This window comes from Endozoicomonas sp. ALC013 (assembly GCF_049310205.1).
GTDB lineage: Bacteria > Pseudomonadota > Gammaproteobacteria > Pseudomonadales > Endozoicomonadaceae > Endozoicomonas.
In genome coordinates this window covers 1-23,564 of record NZ_JBLYNS010000046.1, presented here as the reverse complement: position 1 = coordinate 23,564, position 23,564 = coordinate 1, and the positions used below count along the sequence as shown (strand labels likewise).

Annotated in this window: 17 protein-coding genes; 12 read left to right on the top strand and 5 right to left on the bottom strand. The window is 49.9% G+C overall.

Annotated features, from left to right (window positions below):
• Window positions 1-2,457 (bottom strand): glycogen/starch/alpha-glucan phosphorylase, encoded by a 2,457-nt coding sequence (locus tag ACO6V1_RS10610; protein ID WP_422446524.1) that lies wholly within the window; start codon window positions 2,455-2,457, stop codon window positions 1-3.
• Between the two features lie 544 nt (window positions 2,458-3,001).
• Here ACO6V1_RS10610 and malE point away from each other — a divergent pair.
• The 10 genes from malE to adhP all read left to right on the top strand — a co-directional run bounded on the left by malE (window position 3,002) and on the right by adhP (window position 19,036).
• A complete protein-coding gene (gene malE, locus ACO6V1_RS10605) occupies window positions 3,002-4,219 on the top strand; it encodes a maltose/maltodextrin ABC transporter substrate-binding protein MalE (protein ID WP_422446526.1) in 1,218 nt (405 codons plus the stop codon).
• Between the two features lie 34 nt (window positions 4,220-4,253).
• Window positions 4,254-5,810 (top strand): maltose ABC transporter permease MalF, encoded by a 1,557-nt coding sequence (gene malF, locus ACO6V1_RS10600; protein WP_422466818.1) that lies wholly within the window; start codon window positions 4,254-4,256, stop codon window positions 5,808-5,810.
• Between the two features lie 86 nt (window positions 5,811-5,896).
• Window positions 5,897-6,787, top strand: coding sequence for a maltose ABC transporter permease MalG (gene malG / locus ACO6V1_RS10595; protein WP_422446530.1), 891 nt, complete (start codon window positions 5,897-5,899; stop codon window positions 6,785-6,787).
• A gap of 82 nt (window positions 6,788-6,869) precedes the next feature.
• Window positions 6,870-8,006 carry an ABC transporter ATP-binding protein gene (locus tag ACO6V1_RS10590; protein WP_422466816.1) on the top strand — a complete coding sequence of 379 codons (1,137 nt, stop codon included), beginning with the start codon at window positions 6,870-6,872 and terminating at the stop codon, window positions 8,004-8,006.
• Window positions 8,007-8,027: 21 nt separating this feature from the next.
• The gene (gene malQ / locus ACO6V1_RS10585) at window positions 8,028-10,274 is read left to right on the top strand and encodes a 4-alpha-glucanotransferase (RefSeq protein WP_422466814.1); all 2,247 of its coding nucleotides are present in this window, start codon (window positions 8,028-8,030) and stop codon (window positions 10,272-10,274) included.
• A gap of 368 nt (window positions 10,275-10,642) precedes the next feature.
• A complete protein-coding gene (locus tag ACO6V1_RS10580) occupies window positions 10,643-11,422 on the top strand; it encodes an outer membrane protein (RefSeq protein ID WP_422459509.1) in 780 nt (259 codons plus the stop codon).
• A gap of 29 nt (window positions 11,423-11,451) precedes the next feature.
• On the top strand, window positions 11,452-14,865 hold the full coding sequence (pulA, locus tag ACO6V1_RS10575; RefSeq protein ID WP_422466812.1) for a pullulanase-type alpha-1,6-glucosidase: 3,414 nt from the start codon (window positions 11,452-11,454) through the stop codon (window positions 14,863-14,865).
• Window positions 14,866-15,250: 385 nt separating this feature from the next.
• Window positions 15,251-15,742, top strand: coding sequence for a DUF2244 domain-containing protein (locus tag ACO6V1_RS10570; protein ID WP_422466828.1), 492 nt, complete (start codon window positions 15,251-15,253; stop codon window positions 15,740-15,742).
• Between the two features lie 353 nt (window positions 15,743-16,095).
• Window positions 16,096-17,703, top strand: coding sequence for a maltoporin LamB (gene lamB / locus ACO6V1_RS10565; protein WP_422466811.1), 1,608 nt, complete (start codon window positions 16,096-16,098; stop codon window positions 17,701-17,703).
• A gap of 313 nt (window positions 17,704-18,016) precedes the next feature.
• On the top strand, window positions 18,017-19,036 hold the full coding sequence (adhP, locus tag ACO6V1_RS10560; protein ID WP_269673119.1) for an alcohol dehydrogenase AdhP: 1,020 nt from the start codon (window positions 18,017-18,019) through the stop codon (window positions 19,034-19,036).
• Between the two features lie 278 nt (window positions 19,037-19,314).
• Here adhP and ACO6V1_RS10555 read toward each other — a convergent pair whose 3' ends face one another.
• From ACO6V1_RS10555 to amrS, 4 genes are all read right to left on the bottom strand, one after another.
• A complete protein-coding gene (locus tag ACO6V1_RS10555) occupies window positions 19,315-19,743 on the bottom strand; it encodes a YkgJ family cysteine cluster protein (RefSeq protein WP_422466826.1) in 429 nt (142 codons plus the stop codon).
• 40 nt (window positions 19,744-19,783) lie between these two features.
• Complete coding sequence (locus tag ACO6V1_RS10550) at window positions 19,784-20,296, bottom strand: GNAT family N-acetyltransferase (protein ID WP_422446545.1); 513 nt, start codon at window positions 20,294-20,296, stop codon at window positions 19,784-19,786.
• 17 nt (window positions 20,297-20,313) lie between these two features.
• Window positions 20,314-20,583, bottom strand: a complete 270-nt coding sequence (locus tag ACO6V1_RS10545; RefSeq protein ID WP_422446547.1) for a DUF1778 domain-containing protein — start codon at window positions 20,581-20,583, stop codon at window positions 20,314-20,316.
• Window positions 20,584-20,710: 127 nt separating this feature from the next.
• Window positions 20,711-21,811 carry an AmmeMemoRadiSam system radical SAM enzyme gene (gene amrS, locus ACO6V1_RS10540; protein WP_422466809.1) on the bottom strand — a complete coding sequence of 367 codons (1,101 nt, stop codon included), beginning with the start codon at window positions 21,809-21,811 and terminating at the stop codon, window positions 20,711-20,713.
• A gap of 213 nt (window positions 21,812-22,024) precedes the next feature.
• On the opposite strand from amrS, the gene amrB reads away from it, so the two are divergent.
• On the top strand, window positions 22,025-22,804 hold the full coding sequence (gene amrB, locus ACO6V1_RS10535; RefSeq protein ID WP_422466807.1) for an AmmeMemoRadiSam system protein B: 780 nt from the start codon (window positions 22,025-22,027) through the stop codon (window positions 22,802-22,804).
• A gap of 161 nt (window positions 22,805-22,965) precedes the next feature.
• Window positions 22,966-23,544: an AmmeMemoRadiSam system protein A gene (gene amrA, locus ACO6V1_RS10530; protein WP_422446553.1), complete on the top strand. Its 579-nt coding sequence runs from the start codon at window positions 22,966-22,968 to the stop codon at window positions 23,542-23,544.
• The last annotated feature ends 20 nt before the right edge of the window (window positions 23,545-23,564 follow it).

Below are 23,564 nucleotides of genomic sequence, written 5' to 3'. Positions count from 1 at the left end.
CTAGACTTCAATATTCCAGATAGTTTTACAGTAGTCGACAATGGATCGATCCGATGAAAACTTGCCCATGGAGGCGGTATTAATGATCGCCATGCGCCACCAGTGGGATGGGGTCTTCCAGGCTTGAACGATCCGGTCATGGGCGTCACTGTATGACTGGTAGTCAGCCAGGGTCAGGAAGTAGTCCGAATCCAGCAGAGATTCCACCAGTGGACGAAAGGCATCCGGCTCGTCAGGGCTGAGGTCTCCCGAGGCCAGCCAGTCAATAACCGCCTTCAGTTCTTCATTGTGCTGATAGACATCCCGGGGGTTATAACCCCGCTGACGCAGATCACTGACATCATCCACCGTCTTGCCGAAAATAAAGATATTGTCCTCGCCCACCTCTTCAGCAATTTCCACATTGGCGCCATCCAGGGTTCCTATGGTTAACGCACCATTCAGGGCAAATTTCATATTCCCGGTACCTGAAGCCTCAAAACCGGCGGTGGATATCTGCTCGGAAACATTGGCCGCAGGAATGATTTTCTCAGCCAGACTGACCCGGTAATTAGGCAGGAACACCACTTTCAGCTTGTCCCGAATGCGGCGGTCATTATTGACCCGCTCAGCCACACGGTTAATGGCGTAGATAATGTTTTTCGCCACCAGATAACCCGGTGCTGCCTTGGCTGCAAAAATAAACACCCGTTGTGGTACATCCAGGTCTGGGTCCTCGAGCAGACGACGGTAAATCGCGATGATATGCAAAAGATTCAGTTGCTGCCGTTTGTATTCATGCAGACGCTTGATCTGCACATCAAAGATCGCCTCAGGATTGACTTTGACACCGCACAGCTCATCAATAACACCAGCCAGGTGTTTCTTATTGTCCAGTTTGATCCGGGCAAATGTTTCCTGAAACTGTGGATCATCAGCCCGGGTCTTTAACTCGCTTAATTGGGCAAGATCGCTGCGCCAGTCGCCGCTGAGTGTTTGATCAATCAGCTCAGCAAGTTCAGGGTTACAATTGGCAAGCCAGCGTCTGGGGGTGACGCCATTGGTGACATTAACAATTTTCTCAGGCCAGAGCTGGTCAAATTCCGGGAAGAGGTTTGCCTTCACCAGCATTGAGTGCAGAGCAGCCACCCCATTGACTTTATGACTGCCGATCACCGACAGGTATGCCATACGTACCATTTGTGGTTCTGCAGGGTTTGTCGGCTCTTCAATAATCGACAGACGACGTTTCATCTGATGGTCACCGGGCCACTGTGCTTCTACCTCCTTATTCAGGAAGTGGTAGTTCAGTTTGTAGATCAATTGCATGTGTCTGGGTAAAACCCTTGCAACCAACCCCTGAGGCCAGGTTTCCAGGGCTTCAGGCAGCAGTGTATGGTTGGTGTAGCAGAAAACGCTGCGGCATACTTCCAAAGCCCTGGTAAACACAAAATCTTCTTCATCCATAAGGATTCGCATCAGCTCAGGCACAGCAATTGCCGGGTGCGTATCATTTAACTGAATAACGACTTTACTGGTAAATTCTTCCCAGCCTTTATGCTCACGCTTGTAACGGGCAATAAGATCCGCCAGCGAGCAGGCAACAAAGAAATACTGCTGAATAAAGCGCAGCTCTTTGCCTTCCGGATGACTGTCGTTTGGATAGAGCACCTGACTGATATTTTCTGCGAGAATTTCCCGGAACCTGGAATCCTGATAACGACCGGCATCAAAGCTGTCCAGGTCGAACCCTTCTGTCGCCCGACCCTCCCAGAGGCGCAGGGTGTTAACACGCTCAGTGTTATAGCCGGTTATTGGCAAGTCCCAGGGAACACCGAGCACTTCCTGGGTATCCTCCCACAGCTTTTTGCCATCAACTTCCCTGACCTTGCCGTATAATCGGATAACCTGTTTTCTTTTCGGTTTTTCAATGCCCCAGGGAAAATTGTCTTCCCGCCAGGCATCCGGACTTTCCACCTGTTTACACTTGACAAAGCCCTGCTTGAACAGACCGAAGCGGTAATTAATGCCATAACCAAAAGCGGGAACGTTCAGAGTGGTCAGTGAGTCGAGAAAACAGGCAGCCAGTCGTCCAAGCCCGCCATTACCCAGTGCCGGATCCGTTTCGTATTCCAGAACATCCGCAAGGCTCACGCCAAAACTGGCCATGGCTTGCTCAGCCTGATGGTAGATCCCCAGATTATGGAGGTTGTTGCCCAGCAGGCGCCCTACCATAAACTCAAGTGACAGGTAGTAAACCCTTCGGGCACCCTGGTCTTTTTCATCCCTTCGGGTACTCCTTGTACGATCCAGATTGATCTCCCTGGCCAGCAGGCTTAATGCTTCCCAGTAATCCCCGGGGGTCGCTTCCTCGGGTTCAACCCCGAGAGACTGCTCAAGATGACGACGAATTCCCTGTTCAATCTGAACCGTATCCATATTACGAACTGAACTCAGATCTACATTGATTCTATCCATATCAAACACTCTCTTGTGGCAGCTCAAGCTTTTCAGATTGATCAATTGAGAGGAGTCGTCACAGAAAACAGCTTGAGAAAAGTCACTAAAAACTACGAACCGGTACACGGAGGCAAAGTTAATCCTTGCGCCATGACCAATAATGGAAAACCATGAGTAAGTTATAGTTGCCTGACCCTGATTAGGTATACTTTTGTCGTTTTTTTTTAGGGTTATATCAATTTAAACAATATAAACGACGATAAATAATTAATTCATATAAATTAAACAACAACTGACACTTAAATAAAACCACACAGCGGAGAATCAGTATTAAAAACAAACTGTTAATAACCAAAACATCACCTTGATTAATGTATTGGATATTCTTACTGGCATACTCAAACACAGCGATTATTATTAGTCGGTATTCGACTCATTCATCTGGCTAAGACCTGACTGGTTTTTTAGTAATCAACCATGGTTCTTTTAACCTGTTAACGACTTTCCTTACCCGAATAACCAGCCGCTTTCAAGCAGTCTGGTTTACCCGGAGAAATCAGAAATGATCCCTTCGCTGATTAAAAAAACTTGCCCAGCTATCCTGACAGCACTGTCACTGATCTTTGCCGGTAGCGCATCGGCCTTCAACTCTGACGAGCTGTTGATATGGGTTGGTGGCGATAAAGCCTATGAAGGTATCCGCAAGGTCGGTGCCCAGTTTACCAAAGACATGGAGATAACCGTTAAAGTCGAAATACCGGAAAATATTACCGACCGCTTTCAACAGGCTGCAGCCTCCGGCAGCGGACCAGACATTATTTTCTGGGCCCATGATCGCTACGGTGAATGGGCAAGAAGCGGTTTGCTGGCACCTGTCAGCCCATCATCAGAGTTCAAAAAAAGAGTGAACAGCATTGGCTGGGAAGCCATGACCAGCAATGGCAAAATTTATGGTTACCCGATTTCTCTGGAAGCCATCAGCCTTATTTACAACAAAGCGATCCTGCCAGCCCCCCCGGCCACCTTTGAAGAAATGTTTCCCCTGGCAAAGAAGCTGAAACAGCAGGCAATCCCCAACAGGAAAAATGAAAAAGGCATCATCACCATTATGTGGGATCAGGATCAGCCCTATTTCACCATGCCACTGCTGGCAGCAGATGGTGGTTATGTTTTTCAGAAAACGGCCAAAGGCTATAACGTCAAGAAAACCGGCGTCAACGATCCGGGTGCCATGGAAGGAGCCAAAATGCTGGTGGACCTGATCGATAAGGGCGTGATGCCTCGTGGCGTTGACTACGGCGTGATGGAAGCCAATTTCAACCAGCAGAAAGTAGCCATGATGATTACCGGCCCCTGGGCCTGGGCGAATCTGGATAAGAGTAAAATCAGTTATGGTGTTGCACCGCTGCCCAAACTTCATGGCAAACCGGCCAGGGCATTCGTTGGCGTATGGGGCCCCGCACTGAATAATGCCAGCCCCAACAAGTCCATAGCCAAAGAGTTTCTGGAGAATTACCTGCTCACCGAACAGGGGTTGACCGTGATGAACAATGACGTCCCTCTTGGTGCCGTCGCCAATAAGGCGTTGATGAAAAAACTGATGAAAGACCCTCGTATTGCGGCAACGTATCAGAATGTTGAACGGGGTCTGATCATGCCCAATGTTCCGGAAATGGGTAAATTCTGGTCTGCCATGGAGACCGCTCTGCGCAATATTACCAGTGGCCGACAAAACTACCGTGAAGCCCTGAACGATGCGGCCAAACGCATCATCGGCTAACTGTTTTCTGTCGGTAAAAAGAGGCCAGCATGTCATGAGCACAGCAAGAGCGACCAGCAGTAGCGGTGCCTATCTGGTGATCGCCATTGTTGCCGTCATCGATCTGATACTTTTATACGGTGTAACCTTGATGTATGCCCAGGGAGAGCTGGCTTTTGCCATGCTCGTGCTGGTGCTTGCGACGGCAGGCTCATGGGTTTTTGTCAGCAGAAAAGGGTACAACTACCGCTATGTTTACCCCAGCCTGCTAGGGGTCGTTACCTTTATCGTCTTTCCGCTGATTTACACGGTCAATGTCGCCTTTACCAATTACAGTTCCAACCACCTGCTGTCTCTTGAGCGGGTCAGGGCTATACACCTGGCAAAAACCTACCGTACGGGCGGTGAATCGTTTTCTTTCAAGATGTATCAGGAAGGTCCCAGCTTCCGGCTGATGCTGACCAGTGCTGCAGGCGGTGAGGCGCACTATCTGACCGGGCCATTTACCGACAGTGGTCAGCCTCAGGAGCTGAAAGCCTTTGAGTCCCTGCATGCGCCAACCGGAGCGGCCCTCCCAATCCGGGAAGTCATCAAAAAACGTTCAACGCTTCAGAAGCTGGATATTGTTCTGCCTGATGGCACTGAACTGGCCATGACCAGTCTGAGAAAGTTCGGGGCTATTGCCAGGATTTATCGTCCCGATGACCACACTGACCGGCAATACCCGGAACAAAGCCTTGCCCTGGTCGATAACCGTACGGGAGAGATCATCTATCCGGATATGGCTACGGGATATTACACCAACGAAGCCGGTACCGAGCAGATGGGTCCCGGTTTCACCATCTATACCGGTTGGGATAACTTTGTCCGGGTCTTTACTGACCCGGGTATTCAGGGACCTTTCCTGAAGATCTTTACCTGGACGGTGATTTTTGCCGCACTTTCTGTTGCCTTCACACTGATTATCGGCCTGTTAATGGCCTGTCTGGTGCAATGGGAGCCGCTGAAAGGGAATGGCGTTTACCGGTTGCTGTTGATCCTGCCTTACGCAGTTCCGGCCTTTATCTCCATCCTGATTTTCAGAGGGCTGTTTAACCAGAACTTTGGTGAAATCAACCTGCTGCTGGATATGCTCTTCGGAACTAAACCAGAATGGTTCAGTAATGAAATGCTGGCCAAATCCATGGTCATTATTGTCAACACCTGGTTGGGCTACCCCTACATGATGATCCTCTGTATCGGGCTGCTGAAAAGTATTCCGGATGATCTCTATGAAGCGTCGGCCATTGATGGCGCTTCACCGGCCCAGAACCTTTTCCACATTACCATTCCGATGATTATCAAGCCGCTGATTCCACTGCTGATTGCCAGCTTTGCCTTTAACTTCAACAACCTGGTGCTGATCGCCCTGTTAACCGACGGTGCTCCGGATATGCTGCACGCCACCACCCCGGCAGGAGCTACGGATATCCTGGTGAGTTACACCTTCCGTATTGCCTTTGGCTCCTATGGCCAGGATTACGGTCTGGCCTCTGCGATTGCCACAGCGATTTTTCTGATGGTGGGCTTTATTGCCTGGGTAAACCTGAAAGCAACACGACAATTGCAGTGAATGTTTAACCACATGGCAGACAAGTTTTATCGTTCCCACGCAAAGCGTCGAAACGAGATGAAAAAAGTCATACAGGAGCCGTTATCATGGCAATGGTGCAACCAAGAAATCTGAAATACCGGGTCTGGACAGCCCGTATTGTCATGTGGCTGTTCCTGCTGGTGATTCTGTTCCCTTTTTTCATGATTATCTCCGTTTCCCTGCGCACCGGAAACTTTGCCACGGGCTCCCTGATCCCTGAAAACCCCAGCCTTGAACACTGGTATCTGGCACTGGGTATCCCCTGGGAGAATGCCGATGGCTCTATTACTCAGCCACCGTTTCCGGTGCTGGCCTGGTTGTGGAACTCCATCAAGGTGGCCATCATCAGCTCTGCCCTGATCCTGATTCTGGCGACCACCGGTGCCTATGCCTTTGCCCGGCTGCGGTTCCGGTTTAAACAACAGATGCTGACGGCCATGATGATCCTGCAAATGTTCCCGGCCGTTCTTGCCCTCGTGGCCATCTACTCGCTGTTTGACCAGATTGGCGACTACATCCCCTGGCTCGGTCTGGATAGCCTGGGTTCCGTCACACTCGCCTACCTGGGCGGTATGGCACTGCATATCTGGCTGATCAAAGGGTACTTTGAAACCATCGATAACTCCCTGGAAGAAGCAGCGGCTATTGATGGGGCAACGCCCTGGCAGGCATTCCGTTTTGTGCTGCTGCCGCTGTCCGTCCCCATTCTGGCGGTTGTTTTTATCCTGGCATTTATCGCCAGTATTGCCGAATACCCGGTGGCATCGGTTCTGCTGCAAAGTATGGATAATCTCACCCTTGCGGTGGGCTCCAGACAGTATCTGAACCCTCAGAACTATTTATGGGGCGACTTTGCCGCCGCCGCCGTGCTCTCCGGTTTACCCATCAGTATTATTTTCCTGGCCTGCCAGCGCTGGATTGTCGGAGGACTGACATCGGGTGGCGTCAAAGGTTAAAAAAACGCCGCCCGCTTCCCGCTGCCTGTAAAAGTGGTTCGGCTGTTGCGGGCGGCGGGCAGCGATCTTTTAAAGGTGTCCTATGGCAGAAGTTAAACTCGTCAACATTGCGAAAAGTTATGACCAGGGACAAACCTGGACTCTGAAAGACATCAACCTGAACATCGGTAATGGTGAATTTATCGCGTTCATCGGCCCATCCGGTTGTGGCAAGTCAACGCTGCTGAGGATGATCTGTGGGCTGGAAGATATCACCAGCGGTGAGCTGAGCATTGATGGCGAGAAGGTGAATGACTGGCCACCCAATGAGCGTCGTGTGGGTATGGTCTTCCAGTCTTATGCCCTCTATCCCCATATGTCGGTGGCAGAAAACATGGCCTTTGGCCTGAAGCTGGCCAGGGCGCAAAAAAGCGTGGTTGATGAACGGGTGGGTGAAGCCGCCCGCATCCTGCAACTGCAGGCGCTGCTGGAGCGTAAACCCAAAGCCATGTCCGGAGGTCAACGACAGCGGGTTGCTATTGGCCGTTCCATTGTGCAACAGCCCAGGGTCTTTCTGTTTGATGAGCCCCTGTCAAACCTTGATGTGGCCCTGCGTGTGCAGATGAGACAGGAGATTGCCAGATTACATCGCCGACTGAAAACCACCTCCATCTACGTCACCCATGATCAGGTGGAAGCCATGACTCTGGCGGATCAGATTGTGGTATTGAGTCCCCTGGCACAGGACGCGGCCAGCAACCTTGAGCAGGTGGGCAAACCGCTGGAACTATATCACCACCCGGCCAACCTGTTTGTTGCCGGCTTTATTGGCTCCCCCAAAATGAACTTCTTTGACGGCGTCATTGAAAAAAGCGGAGAACAGGAGACGCATGTTCGTCTGACCACTGGCGAAACCCTGAAAGCCTGTGTCGATACCAGCAAAGCTGATCCGGGCTCCCGCGTGGTGTTAGGAATTCGACCGGAACATACCCTGGCGGAGACCGACAATGGCAATGCCGTTGATGGACGGATTGAAGCACTGGAGCGCCTGGGTGCTGAATCATTTATCTATATGAGCCACGATACCATTCGAGAGCATTTTATTGTGCGGGTAGAAGACTCCCTTCGCCGGGAAGAAGGCAGTAAAATACGTGTCGAGCTGTCACCTGAGCATTGTTATCTGTTCGATGCCAACGGCACGGCCTTTCGCCGAACCCGGGCACCGGAAATTGATCAATAAACTTGCCAAGTGAGTCCATCCATGCACGACATAAAACAGATTGATGCCCTGGCCGGGCTTTGTGGTATTCCCGCCCATTATATTGATGCTGCTGGCAATCCAGTCACCATTGAGACGGACTATAAACTCAATGCGCTAAAAGCCATGGGGGTTGCTGCGGGTAACGAGCTGGAAGTCCAGGCCTCCATCGACGGCATTCTCAGAAAGCAATGGTCATCATTGATTCCTGTGGTTCACGTGGTTCACTGCGGAGCGCTTTTCACGGTTCCCGTTCAGGTTGACGAAGCCCATCGGAATGAATCGCTGCGTGGTGAAATCATTCTGGAAGACAACCGTTCAATACCACTGGCCATCAACCTGTCAGAACTTCCGGAAGAAGACAGGCTCTCGGTGGACCAGCAGGAGCGAATACGCCTGCTCTGCCCGCTGCCGGAAGACCTGCCGGCAGGCTACCATCAGCTGTCCGTTACTCTTTCTGCTCATCAAGAGGGTGATCATCACGACAGCTGCCGCCTGATCGTCGCGCCACAGACCTGCTACGAGCCTGATATCCTCAGCTTTGAACAGCCCGGGCCTACTGAGAAAATCTGGGGAGTCAGTGTCCAGCTCTATACGCTCCGCTCAGAAAACAACTGGGGAATGGGGGATTTCAGTGACCTGAAGCAGCTGGTGCACAAACTCGGACCACAAGGGGCGGATATTGTCGGCCTGAATCCAATTCATGCGCTCTACCCGTCCAACCCGCTGCATTGCAGTCCTTACAGCCCGTCCAGCCGAAATTTTATTAATCCACTGTATATCGACGTTACGGCGTTGCAGGAATATCAGGATTCAGCGGAAATACAGCAACATGTGAACAGTGACGACTTTCTGCGTCAGTTACAGAAAGCCAGGGACAGCTCACATGTGGAGTATGACCGGGTGGCTTCACTGAAATTTTCAGTACTGGAAATGGCTTTCAGCTATTTTGAAAAACACGCTTCTGGTCAACAAGCTTCTGGTCAAAAAGAGAGCACCAATCAATCCTGCAAGTCAGCCGACTTCAGCCATTACTGTGAAGAAAAAGGTCAGGACCTGGAGCTTCAGGCCACCTATGAAGCCCTCTTTGAGCACTTCAGATCCAGAGATATCAATAGCTGGGGCTGGAATTGCTGGCCTGCGGACTATCAGGACCCGGACAGCCCGAATGTGAAGGATTTTGTTGCCCGGTCAAAAGAGCGAATCCGATTTTATATGTACCTGCAGTGGCTGGCCGAGCAACAACTGGCTGAAGCCCAGCAGGCCGCCGTTGAGTCCGGTATGCGTGTCGGTATTTACCGGGACCTTGCCGTAGGCGTCGACAGAGGCGGTGCCGATGTCTGGGCCCACCGTGATGACTATGTTCTCAATGCCAGCGTCGGTGCCCCTCCCGATACCGTTGCGCCACAGGGACAGAACTGGGGACTTCCGCCCTTCAACCCAAACAGGCTGCGGGAGCAGGCCTATGCACCATTTATCGATATGGTTTATGCCAATATGCAGCACTGCGCTGCACTGCGTATTGATCATGTGATGGGGATACTCCGGCTCTGGTGGTGTCCGCCGGATAAAACTGCAGACTATGGAGTCTACGTTAATTATCCACTGGATGATCTGTTAGGCATCATTAAACTGGAAAGCCAGCGACAGCAGTGCCTGATTTTTGGTGAAGACCTGGGAACCGTACCGCCGGAAGTAGAAGCAGCGCTGCCAGCAGCCCACTGCTACTCCAACGAAGTGGTGCTCTTTTCCAGGGTCGAAGATCACTTTCTGGCACCAGCAAAGTACAAACCGCGAGCCCTGACCTGTATTTCCAATCACGATATTCCCACACTCAGGGCCTGGTGGAACTGTAATGATCTTGATTTACGACAGGAGCTGGGTATCTACGATTGGGCCAGAACAGAGCAGGAAAAAGTTGCACGGCATGAAGACAAACTGGCTCTGCTCAACACCCTTGCCGATATTGGCGAAGCGCCTTATGGCGTAGACCCCAGTGATTTAAACTCTATGGGCTATAGCCGGGAACTGATGGAAAAGATCCACTATTATCTGGGCAAAACTGCATCCAAAATCATTGTTATCCAGCTGGAAGATGTGCTTGAACTGGATACACCGGTCAATGTTCCCGGCACCAGCAGCGAGTACCGTAACTGGAGCCGCAAACTGACCCGCACTATCAGCGAGATATTTGCCAGTGAGGAAAATCGGGTATTGTTCAAAAATCTTGGGCTGACCCGTAAGGCCTGAAAACCCTGGCCCGGATATTTCATAAACTGCCCCGAATCTCGCGTCGGACTTTGTCGCTCTAAGGGATTTTGTGAGGGAGCGCCGTACCGGGGAGTACGGTCGACTGAGCAAAACTCCCTTAGAGCGGCAAAGGACAAGCGAGAGCGGGAGCGCGTTTATGAAATATCCGGGATAGGGAACAGCCTTTAATTAACCCTGAATTCGTATCAAAAATTCATAACCGTGTTTGAGTGTCCAAAAAACTAAAACCGCTTCAGATGTAAACTACACTTACCCAATATCATCCCGGTTATGTACGACTTAGAACGTACAAATATCTTAGATCTTCTCCAACTCCCCTCCTTCACACAACAGATCTGGTACCACCTATGATAAACGGCAAAAACAGCTATTTTGCATATTTTGCAAAAGCAGGCATAAAGGTGTTTGCCATTGGTATTTTGCCTTTTCTCTTCCGTGGAACATCCTTTGCCAGTGAGCATCCCTGGGATAATGGTGTGTGGTTTGCCCAATTGGGAGGGGGGACTGCATTAAGCAGAAGCCTTGAAGATGATCGAACGTTAAAACATGCCGGGTTTGATCTGCAAGACCGATTTAAAAACTGGCAAAGCGACCAGCATGGTTTTTTTTGGCTGCTATCCGGAGGCTATGAAATTCCCTGGCAGGACTATCAAGTTCGTTTAGCCGTTAGTTTTAACCAGATGGGCGAGCTCGAACACAAAGGCGTCAGGGGTCCCACGGGTGATCTGGAAAACACTGATCTCAATTATCGCTACAAAACCCGCAGTCGGCAGCTAATGGCTGAAGCCGGTATTCAGCTGCCTGTAACAGACCACAAAATGACCTTTATACAGCTGGGCCTTGGTCTTGGCATGGGCTGGAATAAGTTTCAAGGATTTTCGATAACGCCTGCCGAGGGCAGTATGTCTTCCCTGAATATTTCTGATCATAAAGAAAGTCAGTTGGCATGGAGCCTGGGCGTATCGATTGCTGTTCCTGTCCATGAATCGTGGGGCCTGGAGGCTGGCTATCGCTATTTGCATGGGGGCAAGATTAAATCAACAAGCAGCAGTCAGTACTCCTCACCGCTGGTGGACGACACGCTGGCCTTCCATCTGTATGAGGCTCGCCTGACATGGCGTTTTTGAATTCCCGGTTTCCCTGATGGATCTCTGTTATGAATATTGCCACAAAGCTTCTGTTTCCGGCTCTGGTTCTGACCAATCATTTGCATGCCGCCGGGTTGGTGGAAATCATTGCAACACAGGCCTTACCGGAAAAGCTGCTGAAAGGTGAAGAAGCAACCGTGACCTGGCTGGTCAGGTCATTGTCAAAAACGACACTCCCTGATTTTCAGGTTAAGCCTGCGGGAGTGAAAATCACGGCAAGCACTTGTACTGACCAGCTTTCTGCCAGTGAAATCTGTCAGGTGAGCGGTCGATTCCAAGCCAATGAAACCGGAGATGTTTTGGTTAAGCTTGAAGCCAGCGCGGCAAAACAGGCTTATCGATTCACCAGTGCAATCGCATCGGTGCATGTTTTTGAGGAGACTCCCGGTAAACCTGCTGACCAAGAAGCCATCCTTTATTACCAACGCCCGGACGGCATTTACCACGGCTGGGGGCTGCATCTGTTCAATAACGACAACTGCAAGGCTTTTGGCAAAACAGATACCGACTGGAACCAGCCCTGGATGCCAGAAAGTATTACCCAGACTTATGGTGCGCTCTATCGGATACCACTTTCTGACACTTTTTCCAAGGTGCAAGATGACTGCCTGAATTTTATTGTGCACAAAGGCGATGAAAAAGACCTTGGTGGTGACATGGCCTGGCATTTTTCGGATACCGATAGTCAACTTGCCTATACCTACAGTGGTTACAACCTGATTTCACCGACGCCACTGGATGGCCCTCCTCTGATGGTTGACGGTGCAAAAGCGCACTGGGTTTCCTCTGCCACCCTGCTCTGGAATGAAGGTGGCGGTTCGGATGTTGATAGAGCAGAGCTGCTGTATTCAGACGACGCCAGCATCATACTCAAGGAGGGTAATATATCTGGAAAATATCAAACTATTTCACTTGCCAAAGGCGGCAATAACAACAGTGTGCGAGAAAAACTCCCCCACCTGATGAATCGCAGCCCTCTGACTGTTTCTGCCGATCTTGCGGTCATTAAAAAAGCCCTGAAAGGCCAGTTGCTGGCGGTGGCCTATAAAGGAGACCAGCCCAAATACGCTACAAAGGTTCAGGTTCAGGGCTTGCTTGATGAGTTGTATCAGTACAACGGTGAATTAGGTGCCATTGTGGGTGACTCCGGTATCGATTTTAAACTCTGGGCACCTACTGCCCGGAATGTGCGCCTGGTGACAACTTCTGCAAGCACAGCAGACGACCTTAAGTTTCATGACATGATTGAAAGCGCTGCTGGTGTCTGGAGCTACAGAGCTGACAATAAGGAGTATGACCAATCTTTTTATCGCTATGAGGTTACTGTCTTCCATCCTCAGACAGACAAGATCGAAACTTATGAAGTGACTGACCCATATTCCCTGAGTTTATCGACTAACAGTCAATACTCTCAGGTCGTTGACCTCAACGACCCATCGCTTAAGCCTGAGGGTTGGGATAGTGTTCAATATTCCCAACAAGACCCTGAGGATATGGTGCTTTATGAAACCCATATCCGGGATTACAGCATTAATACCTCCGGCTTGACCAATCCTGGCAAATTCAAGGCCTTTACGGAAGCTAACGCCAACACCCATTTGCAACAATTGCAAACTGCAGGCCTGACCCATATACACTTGCTGCCAGCTTTTGATATAGCCACCGTTGATGAAGTCCCGGCGAATCGGATTGATATTTCCCAGACTATGGAGCAACTGTGCGCCAGAAAGGAAGTAAAGGCTGATACCGACTACTTCCGCACTTTTTGTAGCAACCCGCAGTCAGGCCAGACCATTCAAGCTTATCTGCAATCCCTTGATCCTGGGACAGACCGGGCTCAATACCTCTACCAACACATCCGCCCTGTCGACAGCTTTAACTGGGGCTATGACCCGCTGCATTACACCGTTCCTGAGGGCAGCTATGCCACTGATCCAGACGGGATCAGGCGAATCATTGAATTCCGGGAAATGGTGATAGCCTTGAAAGCTGCAAATCTGGGCGTGGTAATGGATGTTGTCTATAACCACACTCATGCCCACGGTGTTGGCAACCATTCTGTGCTGGATCGAATTGTCCCCTGGTATTACCTACGCTTAAGCCCCGACAGCGGCATCGTTGAAAACTCAACTTGCTGTTCAAACACCGCCTCTGAGTTCCACATGATGGAGAAACTCATGATCGACTCTCTCAAGGTCTGGGTTAAAGACTACAAAGTGGATGCATTTCGTTTCGACTTGATGGGGCACCATCTCAAGCGCAATATTGAGAAAGCACTGGTGGCCGTTAAAGCCATTAACCCTGGTATCTATTTTTATGGTGAAGGCTGGGAGTTTGGTGAAGTCGCTGGCAATGCCAGAGGCATTAACGCCAATCAGTTTAATATGGCCGGGACAGGGGTAGGCACGTTCACTGACCGGATGAGAGACCGGATCCGTGGTGGTAGCCCTTTTGATCAGGGAGATGCTCTGCGGCAAACCCAAGGCTATGCCTCAGGACTCCATTATCACCCAAACGAAAAAACAGCAGAGGCAAAGGCGGCTTTGTGCGCCCATACGGATATCATCCGCCTGGGTATGGCCGCCAATTTGAAAAACTTTCGATTTGTTGATTGTCACGGCACCCTTCGTTACGGTTTTGATTTTGACTACAACGGTGCTCCCGCCGGTTATAGCCTTGACCCACAGGAAGTGATCAACTACGTCTCAAAGCATGACAACCAAACCCTGTGGGATATCCTGATGTACAAGCTTCCTGAAGGTATGTCTACGGCCAACCGTGTCAAGCTGCATAATCTGGCGCTGGGCATCACGCTGTTAAGCCAGGGTGTTCCCTTTATTCATGCCGGCTCCGAACGGTTGCGCTCGAAATCCATGGAAAGAGACAGTTACGATTCCGGCGACTGGTATAACCGGATGCCTGACGACGACAATAACTATTGGAATCAGGGCTTGCCAAGAGCAGACAAGGACGGAGCGAACTGGGCCCTGATTAAAAAGATCATCTCAGATAGCACCACACGACCGAATAAGGAGAATATAGCTGCCGCAGATGCCTGTTTTCAGAAGATGCTGAGAATTCGTAAAAGTTCTCCTCTATTTCGCCTCAAAACAGAGCAGGACGTTATCGATCGGATTACTTATCTGAACACCGGGCCGGACCAGATTCCGGGTTTGATTGTTCAACGCATCAGCGATAAGGCACCATTTCAGAGTATTGATGACCAGTATGAGGTGATCATTGTTGCTGTGAACCCATCCGGTGACGAAATGGCTTTCGATCTGCCGGAATCTGAAAGTGGTACTTATTCACTTCACCCCTTTTTGCTGCAGGATATACCAGAGGGTTACCATAGATCCTCCAATAGTCAATTACGGATTCCGCCTTTGTCCATTGTCGTTTTTGTCCAGAAAGAGACTTAGGAACGGTCATTTAATAACTTCGACAGTTTAATAAGCGCTGCCCGCTTCCCGCTGCCCGAAAAAGACAGGCCGCTTGTGCTTTTGCGGGAAGCGGCGTCCTCTTTGTGATCTTCGGTGAAGACTTGGGGACATTCCCCCCACAAATTGAAGCGGTAATGCCTGCTGCACACTGTGACTCCAATAAACTGGTGTTTTTTCCAGAACTGGTGATCACTTTATGACAGCCTGCGTACAAGGCATGGACGCTGACCTGCATCTCCCACTCCCACCCTCAAGACCTGATGGAACTGCAACGAAGGATTTACTTTGCCAGCGACGAAAACCGGCGTTTTTTCAAAATTCCGGTTTGACCCGCAGAGCCTGGCCATAAAAAGGTTAAGAAGTGATGGTGACGATCGATTTTTCAGAAAGCAGCCAGGAAGGAACGATACTACTGGAGCCCAATAACTCCATGAGCTGGCGGCAGAATCTGCTGTTACTGGGGCTGATAACCATAGTGTCCCTGGCCATCGCTGTCGGCTTCTATCTGGCAGGCGCTAAAGTGATCTTGCCTTTTTCCATACTGGAAGTGTCTGCCCTGTCTGTGGGTATCTATTACTGTGCATGGCAACGTCAGCGGAAAGAGCTGATCACGTTTCAGGAGCATCAGGTCACGATTCAGAAGGGCTTTTATCAACCACTTAGCACTCACCATTATCACCGCCAGTGGTGTCAGTTGATCATTCGTGAGGCGACTCATCCATGGAAAGCGCCCTCCATCTATATTCGTTCTCACGGCAAGGAACTGGAGCTGGGGTCTTTTCTGAACAGGCAGGATAAACTGATCTTGATTGAGCGCCTGAAAAGACTGTTCAGCAACGCTTATATGTCTCAGTGACCACAAAGAAGCAGCACTAAAGTAAACATTTTTTTGCCCATCTCCAAACCCTGAACTAAATTCTTAAAAGACTCTGGCTGGCTGGTTCTCAGCCGGAGATAAAAAATCGGGATACCCTATAACCTTTCGTCGAAGCTGTGTTACGCCATTGAATACGGCCCAATTTATACGACGCAACTATTACTCTTTTCCTGCACGGAAAGCGGGCCTTGCTTTTTCAACACACATTAACTGACGGCTACCAGCTTTTATATATGCCCCTCACCAGGGCTATTTCAACAACATCATGCCTTTATTCAGCGGCAGGATGAAAAAAGCCGGAGCCAGAAAAACACACACAAGGTAGGCTAAGCATGCTTTCCAGGCATCAAACACCTTCAACCCTGAGCACTGGGTTAAAAGCGTTATCTGAAGCAGTTTCATCAATATCCCGTCGTTCCTGCCAGTATTGTGGTGCAGTGGCTATTGCGTCAGCCTCAACCTGCGCGCTGGCAGTCACCGGTGACGATATTAACTTCAACGGTTATGCCCGTTCAGGAATTGGCAGCACTGATAAGGGTGGTGAGCAGTTATGTTTTAAAGCGGCAGGTGCTCCCTCTAAATACCGTCTGGGTAATGAGTGCGAAACCTATGCGGAATTGAAGTTTGGTGCAGATCTCTTTGATCAGGATGGTGTGCAGTTTTACCTGGATACTAATCTTGCCTATAAAGTTGGCCAGCAAGGGGACTATGAAACCACTGATCCTGCTCTTCGGGAGATGAACATTAAAGCCACAGGTGTCTTTGGTGATGCGCTTCCCGGTTCAATGTTGTGGGTCGGCAAACGTTTTTATAATCGTCATGATATTCACATAATTGATTACTACTACTGGAATTTGTCTGGTCCCGGTGTTGGTATTGAGAATATTGATGTGGGGATGGGTAAGCTAGGTTTAGCGTGGGTGAGAAATCAGAATGGGGTAATGTACAACCAGTGGAATAATGGCAGCGTTGGAGCCTCTGGTGGTATGGGTTATCTGACCGAGGCCATCACTACCAACATTATTGATATCCGGTGGAACGATATCCCATTGATGGATCACCTGAAGCTGGAAGTCGGATTAGATTATGGTATCGGAAGCCCTCCTGATAAGTTACTTATTGATAAATTCCCTGACGGCAACACCTTTACCAACCCAGCAGAAACTTACTCAAAAAGTTTTTTTGACAAGAATGGCTGGATGTTCACTGGCGAGTTGACTTGGGATGTCTTGGAGGGATTTAATAAGTTTATTGTCCAGTACGCTACCGATGCAATGACAGGTCCTGGTGCAGGGACAGCTGGAATGTATCTGCAAACCACCGACTGGTTTAAGGGCAATAAGCTTTGGCGCATTATGGATCACGGCGCGGTAACTTTGATGCCAAAACTGGATATGATGTACGTTGTCGGTGTCACCGAGGTAAAATACGATAAATCGTTCTATCCGCAAAATGGTCAAAAGTCTACTTGGGTCACTGCCGGTATTCGTCCATCGTGGAACTGGAATGATCTAACCAGTACCACTATTGAGCTCGGATACGATCATGTAAAAAATGCCCACTCGAATTTCGAAGCAAAAGTTGATGAATCAGGCAGTCAGAAGAAGAATTTATTTAGTAGTAACACGTTCAAAAGCAATCTCTGGAAATTTACGTTAGCTCAACAGTTTCATCCTCAGTTCGGAAACTGGGTAAGGCCCCAAATTCGAGTTTTTGCAACTTATGCAAAGTGGGATAAAGCAGAAGGCTATAAGCAGTTTAGCTCATCCTCGAGTCCTGACACGGGTGTCCAAAAACCCTGCAGTGAGTCTCCAGAAACTTGCAGTGCATTAGGCCTCGAATACTTCGATACCTTCACCTCACCCCAGCAAATCGTGAAGGCCTATGGCAGCAAATCCGACGGCTGGACCTACGGAGCCCAGATGGAAATCTGGTTCTAATCCATTAGATTGGTTCCCCCTCGCCCCCACGGTCCTAAGGGTGTTGCAAAAGATATAAAAGCCTTGAACCACAAAGACACGAAGGCACAAAGGAAAGCCTCTTTAATTTGACTGACATAGCTCAGGTAAGCCCAGAAAAACTTTGTGTCTTTGTGCCTTTGTGGTTTCCTGCTTTTTAAGGCCTTCCGCAACACCCTCTCCTCCCTGGGAACGCATACCAATCCCAACCGTAAACACAAAACCGCGTAACTCCACACTACCCGCAACAAGAAAACCAAACGGGTATCAATCCGGAACAACAAGGTAACCCATCATGAAGGCAGCCGTCGTTCATCATTTCAAAGATCAGCTTACCATCGAAGATCTGCCGCTACCCAAGCCAGGCCCACGGGATGCACTGGTAAAAATCCATGCCTGTGGTGTCTGTCATACCGATCTTCATGCCTGCCATGGAGACTGGCCGGTTAAACCAAAACTGCCGCTGGTGCCCGGCCATGAAGGTGTGGGAACGGTCACCGAAGTTGGTGACCAGATCACTCATATCAAACCGGGCGACCGTGTGGGTATTCCCTGGCTCTATTCCGCCTGTGGCTACTGCGAGTACTGTCTGGAAGGCAAAGAAACACTCTGCCTTGCCCAGCACAATGCCGGTTATTCCATCGATGGCGGCTATGCCGAATACTGCCTGGCAGCTGCCGACTATGTGGTCAAAGTGCCCGACAACATCAGTTTTGTCGATGCCGCCCCCCTGTTCTGTGCCGGGGTTACCACGTATAAGGCCCTGAAAGTCAGCCGTACCAAACCTGGCGACTGGGTTTCCGTTGTCGGTGTGGGCGGGCTTGGTCACCTGGCCGTTCAGTATGCCGTAGCCATGGGTCTTAATGTGATTGCGGTGGATACCGGGGCGGAAAAGAAAGCGTTATCCCTGGACTTGGGAGCCACTCACTTTATCGACTTTATCCGGGAGCAGCCGGAAGAAAAAATTCAGTCGCTGCTGGGTAACGGTGTTCACGCGACTGTCTGTACGGCGGTCTCCAAAGCGGGCTTTGACAGTGCTTATCGCTCCGTGCGCAGGGGAGGAACCTGTGTACTGGTTGGACTCCCCCCGGAGGATATGCCCATTCCTATATTCGATACGGTAATCAACGGCGTTTCTGTTGTTGGTTCCATCGTAGGTACCCGCAAGGATTTACAGGAATGCCTGGAGTTTGCTGCCCAGGGTAAAGTAAAGGCGATTATCCAGAAACGAACCCTTGAAGAGATCAACGCGATTTTTGACGAAATGGAGAAAGGTGATATTGCCGGGCGTGTTGTTATGGAACTGGCCCAGTAATTTATTCAATTACTTAGTGCTCTAACATGGTTTCAATGAGTTTAACGTGTACAATCTCCGTTCACCCTGAGCGGAGTCGAAGGGTGCTTGGCACGATCTATCAGAGTCTGGAGTTTCCGCCCTTCGACAGGCTCAGGACGAACGAAGTGCGGAGGCACGACAACCCGTCAAACTCATTGAAACCATGTACTAGCCCTCTGTGGTTCCCAAAAACGCTTTTTCATCTGCCTTATGCCATAACCCTTATGCCATAACCCTAGCCTGGGCAAAATGGTCTACTACTGTCGTTTTGCCCGCTCTACTTCATACTTCTCCAGCCGCTTGTCCCAGTTTTTGAAACGTGTACGACAATAGGCATCCAGTTCGTCGTAGGTCTGAAAATAGAGTTCGCAGCCATCATTAATGGGAGCGTCCTTCTCACAGGCTTCATTACTGTGTTCCCGGCAGATAATGGGGCGTCGTTCATAGATACCACAGCGATTATCCGGCAACAGGAATTCACACCGGGTCTGACAGAGCAGGTACCAGCCATTGCCATCCTTGAAAATATGCACGCCCTTATGGGCCACCTGCCAGAGCAACACATCAAACGCGTGCATACTGCGGGGAGTGTCCAGTTCCTGGGTAATGTAAGAGCAACAAAGGGCAGTACACTGATCACACTTGTTGCTGGCAGTGATGTCCCTGGTTTCGATCCGGTTAACCATATCTGACACGATAAGTAATAAGTCCTGTTATTGTAATTGGCTACGAACTAAAAAGCCGGGCTACTGTTTTCATGGGCAGAAACATGCGAACTTTACCATTATGTTCACACAGAACTGCAAACCCATATTTTGCATAAAACTTCTCTGCGGCATCGGTTAAACAATCAACAATAATGGCGTATGCACGCATATGAGCGTTTATTTCCCACAGGTATTTCAAGGCATTTACCAGGCAGATTTTTCCTAACCCCTCGCCCTGAAATTCTCGATGAACCGCAAGCTGTGCGATCAAAAATACAGGAACAGGGTACCGTGGCAGCTTCTTTACCAGAGCTTCAGGTAAAGTGTCTCGACAGATGGAGCCTGGCGTAATGCTGTAAAATGCACAAATTGGTATTTTTTGATTTGGAAAAGGGTTTGATGCAGGCAGAACCATTGTACGACTGATACCTGCCTGCATGTGTTTTGAGGCTTGAGTCTGGATGAACAAATTAAGTTCCGTTTCACCACAATCAAATGACGCTCTATCGTGGATACCTTTATCGAGTTCCACAAACTCCCTTGACCAGCTCACTTGACACCTTTCTCTTCGGTAAATGTCAGAGCCGCCAGCAAAGCCTTATTTGGTGCCTTTGCCTTTTCGCAGGCTTCTGTAAAGCGATCAAAGACATCGTTTTCAACTGTCATCTTTTCATATTCAGAAATAACCTGTGTAGCATCTTCATCCATCAGCCTGACCACGTATTCGGTCAAGCTCTTCAGTCCCAGTAGAGCTGAAGCCTTCTCTGCCTTAGCCTTGATTTCCTCATCAAGTCTCAGGTCCAGGCGTGCATTAGCCATATTTCACCCTCCATTTGTACGGATATCTTCCGTATAGGCAAAGCTTAGACCTGAGCGCTCCTATAAGCAAGTTGTACGGATAAATGACGGATTATTTAGTGAATGTAACCTGGCAAAGCACCAGAACTCAAGCCACAATCTTCACCGGCACCCGACGACTACCCCAAATACCCGGCTGCTGTTCAAACACACCGGCAACCGGTGTCCCACACTGCTGGCAGACCCCCTTGCCTTCAGACACATCGACTCCCCATTCCCCCAGCACATACCAGTCACGCTCAATAAGCAGACTATGGCACTGATGACAGCGGGTACTGCCACCGTCAGAATCATGGACATTGCCAGTGTAGGCGTAGCGAATACCATGATTCAGCGCTATTTGTCGGGCCATGGTCAGCGTAGCGGCAGGTGTATGAGGGTGATCCCGCATCTTCCAGTCGGGATGAAATGCGGTGAAGTGAATAGGAACGTCCACGCCCAGGTGTTCAACAATCCATTGACACATGTCGTTCAGTTCATGCTCGGAATCATTTTCCCCGGGAATCAGCAATGTGGTGATCTCAAACCAGACAGAGGTTTCATGTTTTAGATATTCCAGAGTTTCAAGAACCGGTTGCAGAGCGCCACCACAGATCTTTCGATAAAAACCTTCGCTGAACGCTTTCAAGTCAATATTGGCTGCGTCCATATAGCGGAAAAACTCAACGCGGGGCTTATCACAGATATAACCGGCAGACACCGCCACCGACTGCAAATTTCTTTCATGAGCCGCCTGGGCAACATCAATGGCATATTCCAGGAAAATCACCGGATCATTATAAGTAAACGCCAGTGATCGACAGCCCAGTTGTTCAGCCGTATCCGCCAGTTCCTCGGGCGATGCCTGATCGGCCAGGGTGTCCATCTCACGGGATTTGCTCATATCCCAGTTCTGACAGAATTTGCAGGCAAGATTACAGCCCGCTGTACCGAATGACAGAACCGGGGTTCCCGGAAGGAAGTGGTTCAACGGTTTTTTCTCAATAGGGTCAATACAAAAACCGGAGGAGCGGCCATAGCTGGTAAGCACAATCTGACCATTTTCACAGGCACGGACAAAACAGAGCCCCTGCTGCCCATCACGAAGTTTGCAGGCTCTCGGGCAAAGATCACATTGGATTCGCCCATCCTCAAGTGCATGCCAATAGTTTGTTGACACATTTGTGGACGGTGTTTTTTCCCTGAGCATGTTCCATCTCCAGACCAGGTTCACTGCCTGATTGTCATCCTGATGATAGTAGGGCCCCGATACGCTGAGCACACAACGAAACGTCAACAGGCCCTAACCAAGGCTATAATTATAGGCTCTGCCGACATTATTTGAGCGATGCAAATAAAGAGAGTGGTTTATTTCGCTTGAAATGTGCCGGTAGGCTCAGCCACTCCCGGGGGAGAACCCATAATGATTATTCGCCAACCCGCTGTAGCCGGAACCTTTTACCCAGACTCACCCAAAGCCCTGGCCAACACGGTCAAAGAGATGCTTAGCGATGCCCACCCCAGGGATTTCTCTCCGAAAGTGCTGGTTGTTCCCCATGCCGGCTTTATCTATTCCGGCCCGGTTGCGGCCAGTGCCTACCGCCTGCTGAATTCAATGCGCCGGAATATTCGCCGGGTTGCCCTGCTCGGCCCCAGTCACAGAGTTCCGCTGCAGGGTATGGCCCTGCCGGACTGTGAAGCCTTTGCCACACCGCTTGGTAATATTCCGCTGGATATTGAAGCCATGGAGGAACTGAAACAGTTCAGCCAGGTAGAGACCGTCGATGAAGCACATACCTGCGAGCACAGTCTTGAGGTCCAGTGCCCGTTTCTGCAGGAATGTCTGGATGACTTCAAACTGATTCCAATCGTTGTTGGCGACACCAGCCCTATAGCGGTCGCTGAGGTGATCGAACACCTCTGGGGAGAAGAGGAAACCCTGATGATTATCAGCTCCGACCTCAGTCATTACCACACCTATGAAGAGGCCTGTTACCGGGATAACCAGACGGTTAAAGCCATTGAACAGCTCAGCTGTAATTTAACCGGTGGACAGGCCTGTGGCTGCTATCCTCTTAATGGCATGTTGAAGGTTGCCCAGCACCGGGGAATGGATGTTATTACGCTTGATGTACGCAACTCCGGAGATACTGCTGGCGATAAAAGCAGGGTAGTGGGCTATGGAGCCTTTGTTATTCAATAGAGCGATTATTCTGCAGAATCCGCCCTGCACACATCCACAAACCAGACGCTCAACTGCTGTCAGATAACATGAAGCCGTTATTCAGTGGTCCCGTTGAGTGGCGATAAAAATCAGAAGGAGGCTATCAATGCCTCTAACGAAGGAAAACGGGAATTTTTACTGTGCAAATTGCCCCTACAGAAAGTCAGAAAAGAGAATTATTGCGCCTTGCCCGCAAGACCATCAGTGAAGGCTGTACCCGGAGCCTGCCACCGAAACCATTACCGGAAGAAGACCTGGCAGATTTCTTTCTGCAACAGGCCGCCAGCTTTGTAACACTGCAAAAGCGCGAGGAACTGCGGGGCTGTATTGGTTCAACCCAGGCTTACCGGACTCTGTTGGATGATGTGATTCACAATGCCTTCGCCAGCGCATTCCGAGACCCACGGTTTCCCCCGGTGACGGAAAGTGAGCTGACCGATATCAACATTGAAGTTTCCGTACTGACCCCTCAGGAACGTATGGACATTGCTGATGAGAAAGACCTTTTGCAGCAGCTGAACCCCGGCATCGACGGACTATTGATTCGCAACCCTCAATACAGCGCAACCTTCTTACCGCAGGTGTGGAAACAGCTGCCTGCCCCCCGGCAGTTTCTGGCCCATTTGAAAAGCAAAGCCGGTATGACTCCGGGGTTGTGGCCTGATGATATGGAGTGCTTTCGTTATCAGTGTATTAAGTTCAAAGAGAGGCGGCACTGAAGCAAGTAAATGGTTTCAAT

What these genes read in the sequence shown, in the direction of transcription:
- malQ (WP_422466814.1), top strand. Translation starts at nt 8,028, where the DNA reads ATGCACGACATAAAACAGATTGATGCCCTGGCCGGGCTTTGTGGTATT.
- malG (WP_422446530.1), top strand. Translation starts at nt 5,897, where the DNA reads ATGGCAATGGTGCAACCAAGAAATCTGAAATACCGGGTCTGGACAGCC.
- adhP (WP_269673119.1), top strand. Translation starts at nt 18,017, where the DNA reads ATGAAGGCAGCCGTCGTTCATCATTTCAAAGATCAGCTTACCATCGAA.
- ACO6V1_RS10590 (WP_422466816.1), top strand. Translation starts at nt 6,870, where the DNA reads ATGGCAGAAGTTAAACTCGTCAACATTGCGAAAAGTTATGACCAGGGA.
- ACO6V1_RS10545 (WP_422446547.1), bottom strand. Translation starts at nt 20,583, where the DNA reads ATGGCTAATGCACGCCTGGACCTGAGACTTGATGAGGAAATCAAGGCT.
- malF (WP_422466818.1), top strand. Translation starts at nt 4,254, where the DNA reads ATGAGCACAGCAAGAGCGACCAGCAGTAGCGGTGCCTATCTGGTGATC.
- ACO6V1_RS10610 (WP_422446524.1), bottom strand. Translation starts at nt 2,457, where the DNA reads ATGGATAGAATCAATGTAGATCTGAGTTCAGTTCGTAATATGGATACG.
- ACO6V1_RS10555 (WP_422466826.1), bottom strand. Translation starts at nt 19,743, where the DNA reads ATGGTTAACCGGATCGAAACCAGGGACATCACTGCCAGCAACAAGTGT.
- ACO6V1_RS10570 (WP_422466828.1), top strand. Translation starts at nt 15,251, where the DNA reads ATGGTGACGATCGATTTTTCAGAAAGCAGCCAGGAAGGAACGATACTA.
- ACO6V1_RS10580 (WP_422459509.1), top strand. Translation starts at nt 10,643, where the DNA reads ATGATAAACGGCAAAAACAGCTATTTTGCATATTTTGCAAAAGCAGGC.
- amrB (WP_422466807.1), top strand. Translation starts at nt 22,025, where the DNA reads ATGATTATTCGCCAACCCGCTGTAGCCGGAACCTTTTACCCAGACTCA.
- malE (WP_422446526.1), top strand. Translation starts at nt 3,002, where the DNA reads ATGATCCCTTCGCTGATTAAAAAAACTTGCCCAGCTATCCTGACAGCA.
- pulA (WP_422466812.1), top strand. Translation starts at nt 11,452, where the DNA reads ATGAATATTGCCACAAAGCTTCTGTTTCCGGCTCTGGTTCTGACCAAT.
- lamB (WP_422466811.1), top strand. Translation starts at nt 16,096, where the DNA reads ATGCTTTCCAGGCATCAAACACCTTCAACCCTGAGCACTGGGTTAAAA.
- amrS (WP_422466809.1), bottom strand. Translation starts at nt 21,811, where the DNA reads ATGCTCAGGGAAAAAACACCGTCCACAAATGTGTCAACAAACTATTGG.